13 protein-coding genes and 1 pseudogene are annotated in these 16068 nt (G+C 57.3%); 7 read left to right on the forward strand and 7 right to left on the reverse strand.

Going from position 1 to position 16068, the window contains the following annotated elements; all coding sequences use genetic code 11:
* The first annotated feature begins 225 nt into the window (after positions 1-225).
* The 4 genes and pseudogenes from ACI1P1_RS23510 to ACI1P1_RS23525 all read left to right on the forward strand — a co-directional run bounded on the left by ACI1P1_RS23510 (position 226) and on the right by ACI1P1_RS23525 (position 2588).
* Positions 226-1377 carry an AGE family epimerase/isomerase gene (locus tag ACI1P1_RS23510; protein ID WP_416218895.1) on the forward strand — a complete coding sequence of 384 codons (1152 nt, stop codon included), beginning with the start codon at positions 226-228 and terminating at the stop codon, positions 1375-1377.
* Between the two features lie 99 nt (positions 1378-1476).
* Positions 1477-1680 (forward strand): annotated as a pseudogene (locus ACI1P1_RS23515) (Ada metal-binding domain-containing protein); the annotation flags it as partial.
* A 24-nt stretch (positions 1681-1704) separates the two neighbouring features.
* Positions 1705-2055: a helix-turn-helix transcriptional regulator gene (locus tag ACI1P1_RS23520; RefSeq protein WP_416218932.1), complete on the forward strand. Its 351-nt coding sequence runs from the start codon at positions 1705-1707 to the stop codon at positions 2053-2055.
* Complete coding sequence (locus ACI1P1_RS23525; RefSeq protein ID WP_416218896.1) at positions 2052-2588, forward strand: methylated-DNA--[protein]-cysteine S-methyltransferase; 537 nt, start codon at positions 2052-2054, stop codon at positions 2586-2588. Before ACI1P1_RS23520 ends, ACI1P1_RS23525 begins: the two co-directional genes overlap by 4 nt.
* Positions 2589-2598: 10 nt before the next feature.
* Here the strand turns inward: ACI1P1_RS23525 and ACI1P1_RS23530 are convergent, their stop codons facing one another.
* Entirely contained in the window at positions 2599-3123 is a 525-nt protein-coding gene (locus tag ACI1P1_RS23530; protein WP_416218897.1) for a CarD family transcriptional regulator, read from the reverse strand.
* Between the two features lie 161 nt (positions 3124-3284).
* Entirely contained in the window at positions 3285-3518 is a 234-nt protein-coding gene (locus ACI1P1_RS23535; protein WP_416218898.1) for a hypothetical protein, read from the reverse strand.
* A gap of 145 nt (positions 3519-3663) precedes the next feature.
* Between ACI1P1_RS23535 and ACI1P1_RS23540 the strand changes: the two genes are divergently transcribed.
* From ACI1P1_RS23540 to ACI1P1_RS23550, 3 genes are all read left to right on the forward strand, one after another.
* Positions 3664-4305 (forward strand): TetR/AcrR family transcriptional regulator, encoded by a 642-nt coding sequence (locus ACI1P1_RS23540; RefSeq protein ID WP_416218899.1) that lies wholly within the window; start codon positions 3664-3666, stop codon positions 4303-4305.
* 32 nt (positions 4306-4337) lie between these two features.
* Complete coding sequence (locus ACI1P1_RS23545; protein ID WP_416218900.1) at positions 4338-5639, forward strand: hypothetical protein; 1302 nt, start codon at positions 4338-4340, stop codon at positions 5637-5639.
* Positions 5640-5716: 77 nt separating this feature from the next.
* Positions 5717-7072 carry an amino acid permease gene (locus tag ACI1P1_RS23550; RefSeq protein WP_416218901.1) on the forward strand — a complete coding sequence of 452 codons (1356 nt, stop codon included), beginning with the start codon at positions 5717-5719 and terminating at the stop codon, positions 7070-7072.
* 429 nt (positions 7073-7501) lie between these two features.
* Here the strand turns inward: ACI1P1_RS23550 and ACI1P1_RS23555 are convergent, their stop codons facing one another.
* Genes ACI1P1_RS23555 through ACI1P1_RS23575 form a run of 5 tightly spaced genes read right to left on the reverse strand, consistent with a single transcriptional unit; the run spans position 7502 to position 16067 of the window.
* Positions 7502-11233: a cobaltochelatase subunit CobN gene (locus tag ACI1P1_RS23555; protein WP_416218902.1), complete on the reverse strand. Its 3732-nt coding sequence runs from the start codon at positions 11231-11233 to the stop codon at positions 7502-7504.
* The gene (locus ACI1P1_RS23560; RefSeq protein WP_416218903.1) at positions 11230-13218 is read right to left on the reverse strand and encodes a VWA domain-containing protein; all 1989 of its coding nucleotides are present in this window, start codon (positions 13216-13218) and stop codon (positions 11230-11232) included. Before ACI1P1_RS23560 ends, ACI1P1_RS23555 begins: the two co-directional genes overlap by 4 nt.
* Positions 13215-14138 (reverse strand): ATP-binding protein, encoded by a 924-nt coding sequence (locus ACI1P1_RS23565; RefSeq protein ID WP_416218904.1) that lies wholly within the window; start codon positions 14136-14138, stop codon positions 13215-13217. Before ACI1P1_RS23565 ends, ACI1P1_RS23560 begins: the two co-directional genes overlap by 4 nt.
* Complete coding sequence (locus ACI1P1_RS23570; protein ID WP_416218905.1) at positions 14107-14946, reverse strand: ABC transporter ATP-binding protein; 840 nt, start codon at positions 14944-14946, stop codon at positions 14107-14109. The genes ACI1P1_RS23565 and ACI1P1_RS23570 overlap by 32 nt, the downstream gene beginning before the upstream one ends.
* Positions 14943-16067: a FecCD family ABC transporter permease gene (locus ACI1P1_RS23575; protein ID WP_416218906.1), complete on the reverse strand. Its 1125-nt coding sequence runs from the start codon at positions 16065-16067 to the stop codon at positions 14943-14945. Before ACI1P1_RS23575 ends, ACI1P1_RS23570 begins: the two co-directional genes overlap by 4 nt.
* Between the last annotated feature and the right edge of the window lies 1 nt (position 16068).

Raw genomic sequence — 16068 nt, forward strand, 5'->3', positions numbered from 1 at the left:
CCGGAAACCACGGAAGTGATAGGCATGTTTTCTGATGATCCCCCCGATTTTTAATCACCCTGAAAAAATGGACCGATCATGACATTTTCCCCCTTTTTACGGCGGGCCTACGTCCACTATCTTAAAAAAGAACGGTTTTCTCTGCAAAAACCTCATTCCAAGCGGCGCCTCCGTACACTAAAATGAGGGCAAACACGTAAATATAGAGAAGGTAGGGTGCATACCATGCTGCAGAAGCAGGATCAACAATGGGTGGAGAGTGTCATTCAGAAGTTTGCAACCAAGCTGGATTGGGTCAGTGAAAAGTCGAAATTTAAAATCCCCTATATGTCCGTTAACGGAACCCACGATGACAGGGCCGCGGAGAATCCCAGCGGGTCTGAGGCGGATGGCATCTGCTGGTGGACCAACGGCTTCTGGGGCGGGCTGATGTGGCTCATGCATCATGAAACGGGCAATGGCAAATATGCGGAAACCGCTGCGATATCGGAAGGGTATCTGGACCGGGCTTTCCAGGAATTCTACGGGCTGCACCATGACGTAGGTTTTATGTGGCTGCCCACCAGCGTAGCCAATTACCGGGTTACCGGAAATCCCGATTCCCGCAAACGGGCGCTGCATGCCGCCAACCTGCTGGCAGGACGGTTCAACCTGGCGGGCCGCTTCATCCGTGCGTGGAATGATCTTGACGAGGGGGATACCCGGGGCTGGGCAATTATCGACTGTATGTTCAATATCCCTCTCTTGTATTGGGCCACGGAGGAAACCGGGGACCCGCGGTACAAGCAGATTGCCATGGCCCATGCGGACACGGCTATGACCGCTTTTGTGCGGCCGGACGGATCGGTGAACCATATTGTGGAATTTGATCCGTTCCAGGGCGGTGTGGTGCGGACTTATGGGGGACAAGGCTATGGGGAGGGCTCCTCATGGACCCGGGGTCAAACCTGGGCACTGTATGGCTTCATGATGAGCTACAAGCACACGGGGAAAGACGACTATCTGCAAACCGCCAAACGGGTGGCCCATTATTTCATGGCTAATATTCCGGAGAACGGGGTCATTCCGGTTGACTTCCGGCAGCCTGCGGAGCCGGTGCTGGAGGACGATACCGCAGCGGCTATTGCGGCCTGTGGACTTATCGAGATTGCAAAGGCTGTGCCTGAGGCGGAGCAGGCGATGTATTTGAACGCCGCGATGAAGATGCTTCGTGCGCTGGAGCCCCGGTGTGACTGGACCGAGGAAAATGACAGCATCATGCTGCGCGGCTCGGAGGCGTATTTCCGGACCCGGCATCACCATCCGATTATCTACGGGGACTATTATTTTCTGGAGGCCCTGCTCAAGCTGAAGGGCAATGAATTATACCTGTGGTGAGCAGCTTATAAGCTGAAGTTTCGTTATCTTGCTGTTACAACCCCCAAATCCGCCAAACCAGCCTCATCCGGGTTATACTGGGTGTGGAGGTGATCGGGTTTGGGGGATTTCTATTTACCAGACGAAAAATGGCGGGCCATTCTGAACAATGACGCCGCATTTGACGGGCAGTTTGTATACGGCGTCAGCTCAACGGGCATTTTTTGCCGGCCTTCCTGTAAATCCAGGCCGCCCAAAAAAGAAAACACTCACATTTTTGCTACTTCCCGGGAAGCATTGGACGCCCGTTACCGGCCATGTAAACGGTGCAAGCCCACAGGAGAACGGATGCCGGATGAGGAATGGATTTCCTTGGTGACAGGATATATCCGCCGGCATTACGCCGCCCCCCTTCACCTGCAAACTTTGGCGGACATCTCCCACAGCAGCCCGTTTCACCTGCACCGGACCTTCAAACGGATCACAGGTCAAACACCGGCGGCATATGTCCAGCAGATCCGCATCGAACAAGCCGCAGCGGAGCTGCTTGCCACGGACAAGCCGGTTTCGGTTATTGGCACGGATGTGGGATTAGCCAATACCCCTTATTTCATTACTTTGTTCAAAAGCCAAATAGGCTGTACCCCGGCGCAATACCGGAAGCAGCATACAGGTGCAGATAAAGGAGAGTTGGAATGAGAAGAAACCTAAAAGGAACGCCTGTCTATTGGACGAGGTTTGCGTATGGGCCATGGCGCCTGCACGTGGCGGCGACAGAGCAAGGGCTTTGTTACGTGGGTTCAGCTGACCGCTCCTATGAGGAGCTGGAGGATTGGGCATGCAGGCGGCTTCAAGGCTGCCGCTTAACAGAAGATGCCGGCAAGCTGGCGCCCTATACTGGGCAGCTTACCGGCTATCTGCAGGGAGAACGGCAGGACTTCACCGTTCCGCTGGATTTGTACGGCACCCCATTCCAGCTTGCGGTGTGGGATGCCCTGAACAGCATACCTTACGGGCAGACGGTAACCTATTCGGACATTGCCCACCGGTTGGATAAACCCCAGGCGTCCCGGGCCGTAGGTGCCGCCATCGGGGCCAACCCGGTTCTGATCACCGTGCCCTGCCACCGTGTAGTGGGCAAACAAGGCGCCTTAACCGGCTACCGTGGCGGCTTATCCATGAAAACCGGGCTTTTGGAGCTGGAGCGCCGCGGACTTCTTTCGCCGGTTTGACAGTGGCTGGTTAGCTATTTGCCTTTTGGGCCATAAGCTCATCCAGCGCCTCTTCAATGATCTGTTTCACATCATCCACCGTCAACCCCAGGGCTACGGAAAATTCGTTATACAGCAGGTCCTCGGCACGCTTCAAATATTTCAAGTCCGTTTCATTCAGCTTCCGTTTGCTCAGGATAACCTCGCAGTTCCGCATGCAGATGGATTTGATGAGCTTCATAAGCGTTTCACAGGTATAATCCTGCAGGGAGGATTCATAGGCATTGGCCAGCCATTTGGTGTTGCATGCGCTATAATCCTCCTCCTGCAGCTCCGGAAAATGCTCAAGCAGATGCTGGGCATCTGCGGAGGAAATCACCGTCCGCATCAGCACCTTGGTATCCACAGGAGTATAGATGGTTTCCGTACTGTGCAACGGAGACAGGGTGTAATAAGATCTGGGATTTTCCCCTGCGGAGAATCCGGGGATTCCCACCTCTTTCACTTCACAAACCCCGCTATTGCCGTAAATGACAAACTCACCTGCCTGGAACATTCGATATCCTCCTATTCCTGGAATATGAAAGCTTGCTGACTTACCCGCATAAACTAATTGTACCATACATGTGTCAAGTCTTTTTTACTCTCCGTTACTAAATATACCATATATTAACTTATTTTTTTGATTAAATGCTTCTTATTCTCCCTAAAAGTCTCTTATTCCTGCGGGGAACGCTCTGTTGTCTCCTTTGGCTTCGAGGCTTGTTTTTTCAAGAAAAGCCTGGTTATGGTCAGAATAAATAAAACGGCAAACCCTTTTTGCACCCACAGGTTAAGCTTAGCCCATTCGGGCATATCCTCCTGCCAGCTCAGATTGCGAAGCTGGATCAGTCCAAACAGAAGAAACAGGACAACCAGCACCAGCAATATATCCACAATTCTGCGCGCCATTTTCATAAGTCCACCACTATTCATGCGTTATTGGCCTGCTCACATTCCTTCGCGAATACTGGAAGCTTCTTCTATTCTAGTTCATTTTCCCTGCGTTGAATATAAAGGATGTTCCCATTGACAATTTCATACATCAGGTTTATGGTTGAATTATTATTCAATCAATAAAAAGGAGGTTTCCCCTATCCCCCGCACACAGGACCAAAACCGCCAAATTAAAGAGGCAACCCAAGATAAAATTCTGGATGCCGCCTTGCTGCTCTTCGCTCATAACGGTCTGGCGGCAACCAATATTGCTGGTATCGCCAAGGAGGCAGGAATCAGCACCGGGCTTTTGTACCATTATTTTGCGTCCAAGGAAGTTCTTTTTTATGAGCTGGTTAAACGTGCGGTCAGCTTTTCCGGTGAAGCCATGTCGCGTTACAGGGGCAATCCAGGAACAGCCAAGGAACGGCTCCAGCTTATCTCCCGTTCCCTGACGGATATTCTGCAGCGCGGCACCAAAACCGCCCAGTATTTCACCTTGATGCTGCAAGCCGGATTGGTGCGGGACGGGAGCATGTCCCCCCATTTGACCAACTCCACTCTCCCCTTCAAAATTTTAGCCGGGTTGATTGAAGAGGGGCAGCAGGAGGGTACCTTCAAGCAGGGCGATCCCATGCAGCTGGCTATTCTATATTGGGCTTCGCTTCAAGGCCTTTGTGCGTTCCGGCTGACCATGAGGGAATTTTTCCAGTGTCCCGGCCCGGAACTTCTGGATGGGGTACTGCTGAAGGAAGAAGCTTGATAAGACTATTTTATGAGAGAGGCGGAGTCAAAATGAATATACTTTCAGGAGCCGCAACAGGTCAGGATTGGGCCAATCAGATTGCCCACATCCAGGATTCCAATTCATTGCTTCATATTATTGCAGAGTTTGAGTCTGCACTGGATGACAACATATTGAGGCAGGCGGTGCTGCAATCCCTTCAAGCAGAGCCCGTCCTAGCCTGCCGCTTCGATGACACCCAAGCTCCGCCTTGCTGGATGCCCATACAGCTGCACAAACCGGAAGATTGGCTCCGAATAAGCTCAACGGATTCTGCTGAAAACAGTATCCGTCATTTTATTGAAGAGCTTCCTCTTGAAGAAGGACGGCAGCTGCTGGTCCAACTGATCCACAGTCCCACAGCCGATGCGCTTTGCATCAAGCTGGACCATGCCTGCTGTGACGGCGGAGGCGCGAAGGCGTATCTGCAGCTTCTCTGCGGCATCTACAACGGGTTATATCTGGAGCAGACCGGATCGGGTGGGCAAGGTCTTGAGAAAGGCATAACCTCCCGATTTCCGGAACGCTCCTCCAAGCAGGTTTATGAAGCCGCCGGCATCCAGGATATTCGTCAGGCTTACAAGCCGAAGAAGGACATGCCGCTTCCCTCTGTCACTATTCCCTTCCAGGAGGGAACCTCCGGTCAAGCCCGTTATACTATTATTCGTGTGCCGTTTGCCGACTTGCGTCCTCGGGAAGAAGGTTTCACCATCAACGATATGCTACTCGCGGCTTTAACCCGTGTTTTGGCAGGGCTGGAGCATGGTTCATCGGATCATAACGAGGACATCCGCCAAACCGCCGTTAATCTGACTATTGACTTACGGAGATATTTTCCCTCCGGTCAGCAGCCCGGGGTATGCAACCTGTCCGGGATGGAAAAGCTGGCTGTGCCTATCCCTCCGGACGAAGAATTTGGACAAACTGTCAAGCGGGTTCATGAGACGATGGCGGCTGTTAAGGGATGCAGTCCGGGTCTGCACAGCGCCGTCTCCATGGATTTCCTGGCCAGGCTTCCTTATCCGCAGGCGCAAGCCATGCTCCTGCAGGCTAGCTCCCGGGTAAAAGCAGCCGGACAATCCGCCCCCATTTTCTCCAATTTAGGCTGGATTGTGTCTGATAAGCTTCAATTCGGGGAAGCCTCTGCTAGACGTATATATGCCGTCACCCCTGCCATGCATGCACCGGCTTTTATGCTGGGGGCCAGCTCCTACGGAGAAGAGCTAACACTTGCCGCCTCTTATTTCGAACAGGAGCGCAGCCGGGAAGCGGTTCGTTTACTGCTGGAAGCCATCGCTGACCAATTGATATAAAAGGATTGTCCAAATCTGACATTCAAGGTAAACTAGACAAGTCTGTATTTTGGAAACAATCAGGGGGCTTGTCAATCGTGAGCGGAAATGACGATTCATTGCAAAAAAAGCTCCGGCCGCGGCATATCAGCTTTATGGCCATGGGCGGAGTCATCGGCACCGGGATCTTCAAGGGCAGTGCCGAAACCATCGGCATCGCCGGACCCGGTATCGTGCTGTCCTACGTATTTGCAGGGCTGCTGCTGCTGGTGGTCATGGGGGCCATTGCGGAGATGGCTACGGTGTACTCCAATAAGAACATGAAGGATTTTATCCGCGACGCCTTCGGCGAACGCCTGTCCTTCATCGTGGGCTGGCTATATTGCTTCATGTGGCTGACGGTGTGTGTTATCGAAGTGCTGGCGGCGGGAAGCTTCCTCCAGTATTGGCTGCCGGACATGCCCTTGTGGCTCCTGACGTTAGCCAGCGCTGCGTTGATCCTCATTATTAATATGATGAGTGTCGGCGGCTTCGGGGAAACGGAATTTTGGCTGGCCGGCATCAAAATCACGATGATCATTGTGTTTATTGTGCTAGGCGCGGGCATCCTGTTCGGAATTATCCCCGTAACAGACGCTCCTTCGCTGACGCAGAACTTTACGGAGCACGGCGGCTTCTTCCCGCAGGGCTTTACCGCCATCTTCTCCGGTTTGCTGGTGGTTATGTTCTCTTATGGCGGATCGGAGCTTATCGGACTGACCTTGACAGAGGCTCAAGATGCGGAGAAGGTTCTGCCCCGGGTGGTCAAAAGCTTCATTCTCCGGGTGGTCCTGTTCTACACCCTGCCCATTCTCATCATCTGCGGCCTGATTCCATGGGACCAGCTGGACGGACATACCAGCCCCTTCGTGCAGGTGCTGGCTTCCATCGGCCTGAAGGGCTCCGCCCATGTGATGAATTTCATTCTGATCACAGCCGTTCTGTCTGCGGCCAACTCCGGGATTTACGGCGCTACGCGGATGCTCCACTCCATGGCCTCGCAGGGTGAAGCACCGGCGGCTCTGGCCCGCACCTCCCGCAAGGGTGTGCCGGTGAACAGCCTGAAGCTGTGCGCGGTAATCCTCGGTGTGGGTGCAATGCTGGCTTACTTCTATCAAGACAGCCTGTTCCGGATTCTCATGGCGGTGCCGGGCTTTGTGGTGCTGCTGGTCTGGATCAGCATCTGCCTCTCCCAGCTGAAGCTGCGCAAAAGCTATCCCAAGGAGCCCGGCTTCAAGGTTTGGGGCTACCCGTACATCACCATCATCACCATCGGCTGTTTGGCGGTTATCGCCTGCCTGTTCCTGGTGGATGCCCAGAACCGGGTCAGCATCGGCGCTTGTATCGCTGTTGTGGTACTGCTGGCGGTATGGTCTTTTATCAAGTTTAAGGGCAATCGTGCGGGTTCCCAATAAACATTCCGGATAGGATGCCGCGGGAATCGCTGCTGTTTAGAAAAGCAGGGCATCGAACATGAAATTTCGTGTTTAATTTCCCGTTTGCAGGCGGTTCGGCCCTGTATATATGAAATTTCATATATAATTCAGCGATATGTGGCCTGGGCGGCGATTTATATATGATATTTCGAGTACAATGCCCTGAATCGGGTCAAAAGCGGCTGTACGAACATGATTTTTCGAGTACAATGTCCGGCAACGGGCAGCGTATGCTAAAAAAAGCATGGCTCCTTGTGGGGAGTCCATGCTTTTTTATTTGCCGGACGATGGGAAGGGCCGAGGATTAGCGGGCGGACCCGATGGACGGTGGGCCACCGTGTGCAAATCCGATGGTGAGTGGACCGGACTTGGGTGGCCAGAGGTGGATGGATCGGGCAGACTATCGGGTTAGCAAGTGACCCCGCCCTCCAGCTCCCCTTCCAGTTCCATGTAGCGGCTGCGAAGCTGCTCCAGCTCCTCCTCGGAGGCGTCCCAATACCGGCGCTGATGGCTTTCCAAGAGACTCTCCAGCGCCTGATGGTAGGCCCAGCGGTTATTCTCCTCCATCCGCCGGCTCCTCTCCTCATCCGCTACATAAGCCTGATGCAGCTCCGAAAACATCCAGGAATCCACCTTGCCGGTGGTTGCCGCCAATCCCAGCATATTCCCGAAGCGTTCGGCAATTTTCTGCGCCCCGTGGAACGGATGCTCCAGAAGCCCGTTGATCCAGGTAGGATTCAGCAGCCTTGTGCGCAGCCCTCTCCCGATAGCCGCCGCGGCATCCTCCGAATGCGGACGCAGCCCGGTGGTATCCGAAATAAAGATATCAGCGTCCGTCCCCTTCAGCATACTAACCGATTTGGCCAACCCGCCGAAAAACTCATAAAAATGATCCAGATCGGTGACCTCATGCTCATGGTCGCTGCGCACCTGGGATACCAGCTCCACCGAACCGAGACGGTCGGCAAACAGCTCCCCCGCTTCTTTTCCCCGGCTGGCGCCGCTGTACACATACTTGAGGCTGTTCAGATAGGATTGGCCCAGCTCGGCTTCCTGAGTCCAGGCTTTGGTCTCCACCAGCTTGGTGAGATTGGTGCCATACTCTGCCGCCGCGGGGCCGAAAATCCGGGCGCAGGCCAGATCCCAGGCCTCCGTCTCCTCATAACCCTCCGCCAGCAGCTTGCGGTACTGGGTCAGGGTATGCTGCCTGAACCGGTTCTCCTCCTCCGTTTCGTCAAGGTCGGAGACCTGCCGGAACAGCTCATTCAGCGTTTCCAGCAAATTGGGGAACATATCCCGGAAGAAGCCGCAGATGGTCACCACCACATTCAGCCTGGGCCGCCCCAGCTCACAGAGAGGGATAATTTCAAATACCGGCTGGTTGAACCGGCTTCTCCCGGCAATACGGACCCCCATCAGCCGGAGAATCTGCCCGAAGGTCTCCCCTTGAGTCCGGGAGGTTTCCAGCCCCCACATGACCAGGGCAGTGGTATCCGGAACATGGCCGTGGCGGCGTTGATAAAGCTCCACCACATTGTCGGCAATGGCCGCCCCTCTGGAGGCAGCGGTATCACTAGGGACCGACCGGCAGTCAAATTGGTAGAGATTATAGCCGGTAGGCAAAATGTCCGGGTGCCGGATGGCATCTCCCGCCAACCGGGCCGGAGAATATTCCCCATCCAACAGACGGATGAGCTGGTCCAGCTCCAGATTGGAGGATGCCAGGCGGAAGGCCTCCCGGCCGAACTGCCAGGTTTTGGCCCAAGCCTCCTGCAGAGCTGCGTTGTCGGAAGCCATGGAAGGAATCACACCCGTTTCTGCAAACCGTGCTGTTAGCGCAGTAACCATGTCATCCAAACGCTGCAGCTCCGCTGTATGGCTGCCGGCTGTCAGCTGCTCATAGTCCAGCCCCGCCGCCTCTGCCACCAGCCCTTGCAGGGAACGGACCTCATGTCGGTCATGACGGAGGACGAACTTCATATATGAGGCTGCCTCCTCCCTGTCATATCCCTGCCCCAGCACATGCAGACCGGCAGGAATCAGGGAACGCCGCATCCGGTAGATTTCATCCTCAATGGCCTCGGCATCCTCCGCCTTCAGATGCAATTCATCGGCTTTCTTCATAATCCGGGTCCAGATGTCCGGGCATTGGCCGGGGTTCAGCTTTTCCGCCTGATGATTTTCGTTCAGAAGGGCATCCAGCAGGATGTATTCGCCATACAGCTCGCTTTCCACAAAAGGAGGGGACTGGTAGCTCATCAGCACCGCATGGCTGCGGCGTTTAGCCACCATGGCCTCTGCGGGATTGCCCACATAGTAGTAATACAGATGGGGCAGCTCCCCAACCAGCTCATCCGGCAGACATGTCCCGGACATGCCGGTTTCCTTACCTGCCATAAATTCCAGCGTGCCATGAGTCCCTACGTGGAGAACAGCATCGGCTTTGAATTCCTCCCGGAGATAATGGTAGAAGGCCTGATACTGATAAGGCGGGAGCAGTGACCGGTCATGGTAGGCTTTTTCGGATTGTTCATGAATCCCTCTGGCCGGCTGCAGCCCGATAAACACATTGCCGTTGACCAATCCAGGAATCAGATAACTGCCCCCGTCGCTCATGATTTCCCCCGGAGGCGGACCCCATTGTTTCTCCATCTCCGCCCGGTGGGGATAATGACGGAAATATGCTTCGCACCGGGTGTGGGGGTAACGCAGCATAGAGGCTGAACCACCTTCGTCCCTCCATTGGGCAGAGTTGATCCGGCCTTCACCCACAAACGCTTCCCGTAGCTCCGCAGCGGACATCTCCTGAACGTCGTAGCCGGATTGCTTCAGTCTGGTCAGCAACCGGGAAACGGATTCGAAGGTGTCTATAAAGGAGCCCCCAAAAAGATGGGCTTCCCCCGGCGGATAATTGTAGCAAAGGATGGACAGCCGTTTGTCATGGCGCGGTTTGGCTTGAAGCGCCAGCCACCGCCGGATCTTGGCGGCCAGACGGTCCGCCCGCTCCCCGATCAGGGACAGAGTCCGCCACTTGATACCAAACTCCTCTTGGAAACCCTCCTCATCCATCGCCGCCAGGGGCAACAGCTCAATGGCCCCATCCAGCTCGGGCAGCATCATCTGCACCAGGAACTCTCCGGGGGACAAGCCCTCCGGGGAGTCCTCCCATTCCTGGCGCAGGCGTTTGGACAGGAACACCGGGTGCAGAAGCGGCGCTTTAAGCTCCTCTAGAAGCGTCAGCACCGCCGATGAATCCCCGCCCACCGGTCCGGCGCCAAGACGGAAAGGAATAAAATTCACCACCATGTTGACTGCGCCGCTTGAGGGGCTGCCATACATCAATAACTCCCGCAGCTGCGCCACATCCACGCCGGTGATGGAGCCGAAAGCAATGGGAAGCACATGGGCGAAGGCTTGAAGCCGTTCCATCATTCCCGCCACAATCGGGTGCAAATCCACGGGGTAGGTGCTGCCCATAAACAGGACAGCAATAGTAGGAGTATCGGGACTGCGGGATGTTTTCTGCCAATGGTCCCGGAGCGTCTTATAGCGCTTCCGAGTAGTCGGGTCAAACAGGTTGAGGCCAGTCAACGTCAGCGGTTCCTCCGGCAACGGCCAGCGGGAAGCCTCTTCTCCTCCCCACAGGTGGATCACCTGTAGAAGCAAATTGCGGATATTCTCCCTGCCGCCGGATTGCCAGTAAGCCCGCAGCTTCAGCAGGTGTTCATAATCCTTTTGCTGGGTAAAGGTAAGAAGGGTTGACGGCTTGTCGGAAGCCGGCTGGCGATTATTCGCTGCCATCGCCTCCACATTGGGGCCTGTCAGGTCACCAAGGCGCAGCAGCTTCCCCAGCCTTCCACTGTCTCCGCCAACTGTAATCTGCTGCGCCCGGCAGCCGGCGCATTCGGCGAGCAGGAACTTGATCAACCCATCCGTCATGCCATGCGGATCGTGTAGGATCCAATCCGCTTCCCGGACAGCGGATTGGATCTGCTCCAGCATCGCAGGCTCCGGCATCTCCCCGGTATGGTAGAGGGAAAGCCTCAGCTCCTTCTTCTGCTCTGGGCCAAGATCAGCAAAAACTGCGGAGAAATTCCGCAGCACATCATAGGATGCAGTAAACACTATCAGCTTCATCATCGGTCTCCTTTCACCATCTGCCGGACAGCTGCAGCTACTCCGGCTCCGTCCAGCTCCTCCAGACGGCAATAATCGGCGCCGAGCGCCTCCGCCAGCTGAGCGGCCTGCTCCAGGCGGATAAACCCCTGCTCCGTATCGATAACCAGCGCATGCAGTCCGCTCTCCCGGAATGCCCGGGCAACCGCCAGGCATTCCTTCAGCACCTCCGCAGCGCTGCCGGAGGTGCTGCCGTCCAGCGCCTGATTGGCTCTCCCGTCAGTCACCAGCACCAACGCCGGGATCAGCTCCTTGTCCTTGCGCCTTGCCCGCTCCAGGATCTTCCACCCCTGCCGGATGGCTTGCGCCAAGGGTGTCCTGCCCCCGCTGGGCAGCTCCCGGAGCTGCTTCATAGCCAGATCCACGCTGCGGGTGAGGGGCAGAACCTCCTCTGCCGCCGTTCCGCGGAAGGCCAGCAGGCCGATGCGGTCCCGCTTCTGATAAGCGTCCTGAAGCAGGGACAGCACCGCGCCCTTCACCGCCGCCATCCGCTTGCGGGCGGCCATGGAGCCGCTGGCATCCACCGCCAGTAAGATGGCGGTGCCGGTGCGGCGCTCCCTGACCTTCTGCCGGAGGTCCTCCGGCAGGATCACCACTCTGCCGCCTCCGGCATCCCGGCGGCGCACCGCCTGAAACGGGGCCGCCGCCCGGAGCGTGGCGTCCAGGGCAATATCCGCCGCCCGCGCCTGGCCGGACGGGCGGCGGAAGCCTACATACCGCCCCTGCGGGGTGCCCGACCGGGTCAGATTGCGCCGCCCCGCTCCGCTGCGGGGCTTGCGGTCACCCGGCTGGAAGGCAATGGGGCGGATTGCAAAGGCTTGACCCGCCGCCTCCACCTTCAGCGGCTCCGCCGTACTTGCTCCGTTGGCGGCAGCCTCCGTGTCCGAAGGCGCACCATTCAAGGCGGCGGCCCCAGCTCCCAAGGAGGCTCCCAGCTCTTCGCCCCGGCCGCCGTCGTCACCGTCCGGCCCCGGAGCTGCAGTCTCATCGCTCCCGGCAGCACCTCCGGCAGGAGGCCTCTCTTCGGGAACCGGCGATGCCGCCGTCTCCTCCGCACAGCCCTCTAGCGGTTGTTTCTGCGGGGATGTCCTTGCCTGGCTCCACGGCTCAAGGGTCCAAGCTGCCACACGGCTTATGTCCGCTTCGGTGCAGCAGGACCTGCCCTCCCAGGCCGCCAAGGCTCTCGCAGCCTCCACCGCCGCCAGCTCCCGCCGCTGGCCCTGGCACCGGGCCTCCCTTGCCAGCTGCACAGCCAGGCGGATGGCCGCCGCCTCCGGAGCTACGAAGGCCAGCCTGTGCCGCGCTTCCGCAATGCGGAGGCGCAAGGCCGCTGTGGCTGCGGCATAACGCTGCACAAATGCCTCCGGATTGTCCTCATATTCCAGCTGCCGCCGGATAATCTCCTGGCGTTCCGCCAATTTCTCCACCATCTGCAGCTGCACATAAAGCCCGAACGCACCAAATAACCCCGGAGATACCTCTCCCTCCTCCGGCTGGACGGCAGCGAATAAGCGGAATACGGCAGGAACACTCGCGGAGAAGCCCTCCCGTTCCAGCCGCAGGCTGCCGGTTTGAGAAGCCTCCACAATGGAAAAGGCGACTGCCGGGGGCAGTAAATTAAAGTGGTCCGCCAAAAGGCTTCGTCCATTGGCCTCGGCCAGCAGTCCAGGCTGCAGCCGCCTTACGCCGGAGCGCAGCATGGTTTGCAAATCGAGGCTGCCCCACAGCCGGTCTTCGGTGACGCCCAGCGGGATTTCCGCCGGCGCCCTATCATCAACCAACTCGGCAATACCCCGGAGCAGTACCGTTTTGGCCATGCCGCTCTTTCCCGAAAGCAGCACTCCGCCCAACCCCTGATGTACGGCGTGGAGGAGCAGCGCCAGCTTGGCCTCCTCCTGCCCCACAACCGCTGCAAACGGGTAAACAGCCCTCACAGCGTCTCCGTTCATGCCGGCTTTAGCCTGCCCAAGGTTTCCCGGAGGGTCTCCAACCGGTTGTCTGCTGCGGCGAAGGGGGTGCGCTTCATCCGGTGGGGAAGCACCATTCCCGCCGCTTCATGCAGGTGGGCTTCCTGGATGACCCGTGCTCCCCGGTATGCCGCCAGGGCGGCAGCTGTTTTGACCAGAGTAATATCCGACCGGTGGCCATCCACCTGCATGGCAATAGAAATTTGCGCCGCCAACTCGAGAATCCCGTCGGAATAAACAAGTGACGCCAGGCGCTCTCGTGCAGCTTCCAGCTGTGCAGTCAGCTCCGCCTGCTCCATACGGTAGCACTCCAGAAATGCCCCCGGATCAGCTTCAAAGGCCAGCCTCCGCCGGATCACCTCCATCCGCAATTCCACCTCTGTTTCGCCGCCTACCTCCACAAACAGGCCGAACCGGTCCAACAGCTGCGTACGCAGATCCCCTTCCTCGGGATTCATGGTTCCCACCAGAATAAAACGCGATGGATGAGAATGAGAAATCCCCTCCCGCTCCACGGTATTCACACCTGAAGCAGCCGCATCCAGCAGCACATCCACAATATGGTCATCCAGCAGATTGATTTCGTCCACATAGAGAATATGTCCGTCCGCCCGGGCCAACAGCCCCGGCTCAAAACGCTTCTCCCCGGCGGCGAGGGCGTGCTGGATATCCAGCGTCCCCACCACCCGGTCCTCCGTGGCGCTGACGGGGAGATTCACCACATCCACGCCGGGCATCAGTTGGGCCGCCGCCCGGACCGCAGTGGATTTGGCCGTTCCCTTTTCCCCTTGGATCAGCACTCCGCCAAGCCTGGGGTTGATCAGATTCAGTAGCAGCGCCGTTTTCATCCGCTCCTGGCCGACAATAGCACTAAACGGATAAACCGCCTGTGTTGCTTTCATATGCAATACCTCTCTCCCGTCCGTTCATTTTTCCTTGAATCCGGCAATAGGGTTTACCCGTTTCCCCATCCTTGCCGACAATGGCCCTGACCTGAAAAACCTCCTGCAGCAGCTCCGGGGTCATTACCTCAAGCGGTTCTCCACGGGCATGGACGCTGCCCGCCTTCATCACGATAATCTCATCGGAAAACTGGCAGGCCTGGTTCATTTCATGAAGCACCATCAGAATGGTCATGCCGTACGTCCGGTTCAGCTGCTGCAGAAGCTCCAGCACCTCCATTTGGTGGCAAATATCCAGATAAGTGGTGGGTTCGTCCAGCAGCAGCAGCTCCGGCCGTTGGGCCAAGGCCATGGCAATCCAAACCCGCTGCCGCTCCCCGCCACTTAAGTTGGACACATCCCGGTCCGCCATGGCTGCAACCGCAGTAGCTTCCATGGCCCAGGCCACAATGCTCCGGTCCTCTACAGTACGCCGGGTTTGGCCCAGTGACTGGTAGGGCGTCCGTCCATACGCCACCAGATCCCTCACCTTCATCTCCACTCTCTCCTGGCTTTGGGCCAAAAAAGACAGTTTCCTGGCCGCCTCCTTGGGAGGGATGCGGAACAGATTCTTCCCCTCCAGCAGCACTTGCCCTCCGGACGGCCTCAGCTGCCGGGACAAGGCCCGCAGGAGCGTGCTTTTGCCGCATCCGTTGGGACCGATAATGCTGTATATCCTGCCCTTGGGCAGATGCAGAGACAAGCCGTCCACAATGGCCCGGCCGTTGCCGTAGCCAAGCTGCAAATCCGTTGCTTCCAGCATACTCACATGGTTTGCCTCCTCAATAAATACAGAAAAAACGGCGCTCCCACGGCTCCCATAATAATTCCTACCGGCAGCTCCGTAGGCGCCCAGAGCAATCGGGCCAGCGTGTCGCAGAAGGTAACGACGGCAGCCCCCAGCAGAGCAGATGCAGGCAGGAGCAGCCGGTAGTCTTTGCCGATCATCAGCCTGGTGGCGTGGGGCACGATCAGACCCACAAAACCCAGCAGCCCCGCCACACTGACCGAGCTGGCTGCCAACAGTGTAGCTACCGCCGTCATGGAAAGACGGACCCATTCCACCCGCACACCCAGGTTCCGGGCCGCCGCATCCCCCAGCAACAGCAGGTTCATCCGCCCGGCTCCAAGGCCCGCCAGAAGCAGTCCCGCCGCCGCATATGGGGCGATAATCCAGACGTGGGGCCAGCTTTTGGCGGATAAGCCGCCTACCATAAAGATCAGCGCGCCATGCACCCGGTCACTGTAAAAGATCATCAGCCCGGATATCCCAGCACCCAGGAAGGCGGACACCGCCGCTCCGGCCAATACGATCCGAACGGGGTTGATCCCGTCTTTCCAAGCCAAAATGTAAATGATCACCGCAGCCAAGGTGGCTCCTACAAATGCGGCGGGCGGCAGCAGGTATTCATATTCCTGGAATACGATTAGAATCAGAATGCTGAACAGCCCTGCTCCGCTGGATACTCCAATGATTTGCGGGTCGGCCAAGGGATTGCGCATGACCCCTTGCAGCAGCGCTCCCGAAACAGCCAGGCTGGCTCCCACCAGAAGCCCCACGATCGCCCGGGGAATCCGGATATTCCATACGATGGAGCGGAACGGGCCCTGGAAGGTGTCATCCAGAATGTACCGGGAGATATCCCCTAAGGGCACCTTTACGGCGCCGCTGTAGATGCTGAACAGAACTGATGTAATCACACAGCAGCCAAGAATGGCCAGCATCAGCAGCCCCCAAGCCGGTCTGTCCCGCAGCGGGACGGTGATGGCCTCCGCTTCAACTACAGGTCCGGATGGTGCGGGTCCGGATCTGGTTTCCGGTCCAAGCTCGAAACCGGATCCGGGCCCTTCTTCAGTCCCAACCGGCCGGCTTTCGGTTCCTTGACCCATG

Source organism: Paenibacillus mesotrionivorans (genome assembly GCF_046098205.1).
Classification (GTDB): Bacteria; Bacillota; Bacilli; order Paenibacillales; family NBRC-103111; genus Paenibacillus_AR; species Paenibacillus_AR mesotrionivorans.